General features: G+C 53.8%; 3 protein-coding genes. All 3 read right to left on the reverse strand.

The window, feature by feature from the left end:
• Nucleotides 1–632: 632 nt before the first annotated feature.
• Nucleotides 633–1,838 carry a DUF1559 domain-containing protein gene (locus tag RMSM_RS03930; RefSeq protein WP_008691885.1) on the reverse strand — a complete coding sequence of 402 codons (1,206 nt, stop codon included), beginning with the start codon at nucleotides 1,836–1,838 and terminating at the stop codon, nucleotides 633–635.
• 325 nt (nucleotides 1,839–2,163) lie between these two features.
• A complete protein-coding gene (locus RMSM_RS03935; RefSeq protein WP_008691889.1) occupies nucleotides 2,164–4,257 on the reverse strand; it encodes a protein kinase domain-containing protein in 2,094 nt (697 codons plus the stop codon).
• A gap of 45 nt (nucleotides 4,258–4,302) precedes the next feature.
• Entirely contained in the window at nucleotides 4,303–4,923 is a 621-nt protein-coding gene (locus tag RMSM_RS03940) for an RNA polymerase sigma factor (RefSeq protein WP_040764011.1), read from the reverse strand.
• Nucleotides 4,924–5,232: the final 309 nt, after the last annotated feature.

Below are 5,232 nucleotides of genomic sequence, written 5' to 3' on the forward strand. Positions count from 1 at the left end.
CGTAGCGGAGCTAGCCAACGCCGTGAAGCATTTGGTAGCGGCACGGCGCGAGCCGTCCGGGTGAGGCGAGTAAAACGTTCGGTTTAGACCGGGCGGGCCCCGCGCCGCACCGCTACAAACGCCACCTGTTTAGTGCCAAAGTAGATGGCATTGGGCCCCGCGCCGCACCGCTACAAATGACGGTTGGGCCAACATGTGGATAGTCCGTGAAGATTCTCGACGAACTCAAGATAACGGACGTCCACCCCATCACCCACAACACGATGAAAAACATGCTATTCAGGGCAGCACTCGATCGTGTCGCCAGCTAGTCCTCATCAACCTCTTCCATCGGAGCGGACACTTGTCCGTCCATTGCTGCGATTCTAGCCGCCTTTTCTTCGGGCGTGAGCCTCTTACGCTGAGAAGTATCGATCACCCGATTTTCAGACCCGCCGGAGCAGCCAACCACGAAGGGGAAAGCCAATAAAACACATAAGAAGCAACGCAGTAACATAAAATCCCTCTCCAGCATCAATACAGAAAGCGCAACCAGCAGACCATCAGCATGATCTCTCGTTACCAGCCACAGAAAATTGAATCACGAACTGCTGCACCGCAAAACAGTGCAGCGATTCGGAGTAACAAAAACATTAAAACTCATCATCGATCACTTCTTTGGAAGCGCGAGTTCCAAGCGATCCCCAAAGGCCATAGGGGCTGGGCGATCCAGGTGCCCGGGATCCCGTTCCGTTGACAAACACGGTACCGGCCTTGTCATTGCCTCCGTCGATCGAATCGGTGACGAACTTGACTGCGCCGTCTGCCATCAAGACATGTGCGCCGCCCTGATGCCGACTGCTCATCGTCCAAATGCCGTCACCAGCACTGTTATGGGTCCGGCTGCAAATCTCGCGGTTCGGTGGCAGGATCGTATTACACATCGTCCAGCCCATCGTTGCTCCGGCCCAGCAGGCCCCGCGTTTGGTTTCAGGAAAATTGTTTGCGTGCGGCGCGGTACGCCAAAAAGTGGGGCGATCCGGATCGATCTGGTTAGGCGAATCCGAACAAGACGACGGTCTTCCTCCGGCACCAGGATCTCTACGTGGCGAAGTGGTGATGTGCTCGTCGCCCAGATCCGAATTAATCTCGCCCATGCAAATCGTATTGGACAAACCGTCTAAGACATCACGGAACGCAAACTGATCATACAGACCGAAACAACCTCGAGCCGTCGCCCTCCACCTAGCGTCCGCACGATTGGTACGCTTCCAATTGGTGTAGGGACCATTTTGCATATAGTCCGTCGTGTCGCCCCAACAAACGGCGTAGTTGCATCGCCCGGCAAGCGGCAATCCGTAGCCCGGGTCACTTGGACATCGGAAAGTCACCACGTCGGTGAAGCACGGTGTCCAATCGTTGGTGTAAATGTTGGTTTGGGCAACAACACCCCAGGGAATAGCTCCCCAAGCCGGGAACTGCTCGCCGTTGACGATAAGCGGATTGCTAATTTGCTCCCACAACGACTGCTGTTCGACGAATGGAAGCAGTCCAACGTGAGCGCTCAATCGCTCATGCTGAAATTCACCTTCCTTCGGCCAATTGTCGCCAATGGCACGCACCGATATAGGCCCCGTACCGTGTTTGGGCAACTTTTTGTAAGCCGAGTGATAGTTGTGAATCCCCAAACCGATTTGCTTGAAGTTGTTACTGCAACTCATTCGCCGAGCCGCTTCCCGCGCGGCCTGAACCGCTGGCAGCAACAACCCCACTAACACGCCGATGATCGCGATCACCACCAGCAATTCGACTAACGTGAACCCACGTACCCTACTCGGATAATCATTTGGACGAAACATACTTAGACCCTGAAAACGAAATGATGCCAATAATGACCCAGAGAGTGAAAGACGACTCTCCAGCCATTAAGCGGCCCTAAGATCTCGGATCTATACACTAGAAAAGCATTTTCTTGTTTTTTTTCTTGAGGGGGAAACAAACGGCTAGTCTGAATTCGGAAGGAATATCGATCGTTTTGATGCCAGAAGCGGTTCCGTTGTCGGATTCGCACCTGGTGCGTTGACGCGACAAAACAAAGATGCCCCCCACCCAAAGTGCGGGGCAATTTCGCGGGGCAATCCGAGTGGATCGTAACTCTTGGCAAGTTCCGTTACGAACAAAAAGTCATTCGTCTTCTTGGATGACTTCGATCGAATCTGGCAAGCTCGCGAGCTGCGATTCGGACACTTGATCTCGGTTGATGAAGACCCGCCGCAGAGTGCGGCTATCCTGCAAGGCAGAGAGGTCGTCAATCGGTGTCTGGCGAAGATCCAGTTCATGCAGTTCGAGACCGTTCAGGTCCGACAGGTCAAAAATCTCCGTCTCCCGCAAATCGAGCACTTTCGGCTTGAGGACATACACAAGACTGATGATGTCATGCCCTTTTTTCCTGCCACCAAAAGTTCGTCTCAATCGCCTCAGGCCGTCTCCACGCAATCGAACCGTTTCCGTCTCGGCTTCGAAGACGAGTTCTCCGTCGTGCCAGTTTGGATTATTGATGCTGATCCACGCGCGAACAATCCGAGTTCGGTCTGCCGTCGAATGACGATGAAGACTGTCATAGATCAGCATCTTTTCAGCCAACTGTCCTCGCCGCAACTTCTTTTCGCCAGGGCCTGGGGCGCACAAATCGTGGATCAACGAGATAAAATTATCGGTGTCGAGGTAGCCTTCGTCATTGGGAAGCTGCGAATACTTCTTGGCGAGCTGGACGAGATCGGGTTCAATCACCTTTCCATTTTCGACCAGTACTAATGCCGCATCAAAGTCTTGCACCATAAAGTGAAGATAGTATTTCTGCAGCCAAGCTCTTGAATTGGGCATTGGGTCAAAGTCAAGAATCGACTCGAGGTGCCGCAGGGAATGTTTAATCGCGTTTGGGAACGCCTCGTCTCGCAAGAACGTTGCGTGGGTTACGAAATTGGAGTGCTCGATGGCCGAGTTAATCTGCCTGAATTGGCGTTGCTCGGACTCTTCTTTTTCAGCGAGATAACGGGCAAGAGACGCCTCCGCTCGCCCCTGGGCCCGCTCGGCGTCGGTCTGAGCCTGCTCCGCTCGATCTAGCGCTTCGACGGCGGCTGTTTTTGCCTCGACCGCCTGTTCACGACTTTGGCGAAGCTCGATCACAAAATAGGCAACGCAAATCGCGAAAATCGCAAGCAATCCCAGTGCGATCGAACATGCCTCGCGGTGCCGCCGATAGAACAAGGTGGCTTCGCGTCGCAGACTGGCTCGTTCGACCGACGTACTGTATCCGCCTAAGAAACGCGAGATGTCGCTTCTTAGTTCTTCCACCTTTTGGTAGCGATCGGCAGGATTCGTTGCCGTGGCCTTGGCAATCGTTGCGGAAAGCGGGACATCCATCGGGTGATCCACAGCTCGTGAGCCTGTGGGCAATTCAAAAGTCAGCAGCTCGCGCAACAGACATCCCATCGCATAGATGTCCATTTGGGGCGTCTTCGTTTGGCGTTTGTCCTTTTGCTCGGGCGCCATGTAGATCGGAGTCCCCTTGGCGGACTCTAGCAGCGAACCATAGAGATCGGGATCCAGCAGCACCGTCGACTCGGTTTGCCCCCGCGCGGGCGACATCACGACGCCCATGCCCCAGTCGCACACCTTCACTTCGCCAAATTCACCGACAAAGATGTTTTCGGGTTTGATGTCTAAATGCAACACCCAGCGAGAATGCGCGTACGCGATCGCATCGCACACTCGCTGAAAGATCTCCAATCGTCGCTGCAACGGAAATTCGTCAACCTGCTCCCCTTGCTGTAGCGATTGGACGACGTCTCGCAACGAACGTCCCTGTTTCAATTCCATCGTAAAAAAGGGACGCCCCTCTTGGTCCACGCCCATATCAAACAGATGGATGATATTAGGGTGATCCAAACGAGCGGTAAGATGCGCCTCACGCAAGAAGGCGTCAAAATGATCGCTCGAAAATTCGGGCAATGGCTTGGCCAAGGCCGCATGTCTTGCCGCCTTGGCGTCATAGACGCGGTAGACCTCTTTCATGCCCCCACGTCCAATCAACTCGTGTTCCTTGTAGCGGGTCTTGATTTGAGAAATCGCACAAAACAACGGACAAATGTCATCGTCGGATTCCAATCCGTGCCCATACGCTTTCGTCGGATCGGCTTGGTCGAATACGTCGTCCACGATGGAATCAATCCGATCGATTCGCTCGGACGCGTCTCGAGAAGGTGAACTGTCAGCCATTAAAATTTTGGTATTAAGAATGAATTTCTGCGAAAAGACGGTGAATCACGGCATACTATCGGGAAACTCGAGTTCGCGCCGCAATTCGAAGGATTCAAGAATCAGACGCTTTTTAACTCGATGTTTCAAAACGTACACGCTTTCCTCGCGTATGTTCAAATCTCGACTGATCTCGGCAGCCGATTCCCCCTCGACGCTGCGAACGAAGACGTCGAGTGCATCGCCGGAAAAGACATTCTTGAGACGTTCGAGTGCAAGTTGGACGATATGTTGTCGCCACTCCTTTTCGATCTGCTGCTCTAACTCCGATTCGCACATCAATGTTTGCTCGAGTTGGCTCGATTCGGAACTGATCGTTTTGTCCTTGTGTCGCTGGCCCCGGTGCCAATCCATCGCGGTATTGTGAATTAACCGAGATAGCCATGTGCGAAAACGGGCGCGGTTGGGTTGATGTTGATAGTTGGCGAGATCTCGCCAAAGTCGCATCAGCGTCAATTGGCAAGCATCGTCCAGGTCCGACGGAGGCACGCCCAGGTGCGTCAAGATCCGCCGGATAAAGGGGCGATAGTAGTCAAGCAGTTCCTCCCAAGCCGGATGATCCTTGCCCGACTGGGCGAGTTCCAACAGCGAGATGCGGGTCGGCAAGTTTTGGGAATGACTGTTCATCAACCACTGGGCAGAACGCGAATGAGGAGGACACCCCAATATACTGTAGCGGCGAGCTTGGGGGGAATCGGAATTGTTTCCTTTGCCCATCGCGCACAAGATTGATCCGCCGGATCCGGCCGTTTGTCGTCCACCGCCGGTCAAAACATCGCTGTAGTCCGTCGACGATATCCCCGCCCCAAGCCCCACGATTAGAAATACGGCCGCCCGACCGCGGTAATCGATAACGGCTTGTTGATTGATTCAGCCGCGACGCGAGAGAACGTCCGGCTTAGGGTGACTCTAACAACTCGCATTCGTTCATTTTTC

Origin of the sequence: Rhodopirellula maiorica SM1 (genome assembly GCF_000346295.1) — a bacterium.
In the GTDB taxonomy this organism is placed as follows: domain Bacteria; phylum Planctomycetota; class Planctomycetia; order Pirellulales; family Pirellulaceae; genus Novipirellula; species Novipirellula maiorica.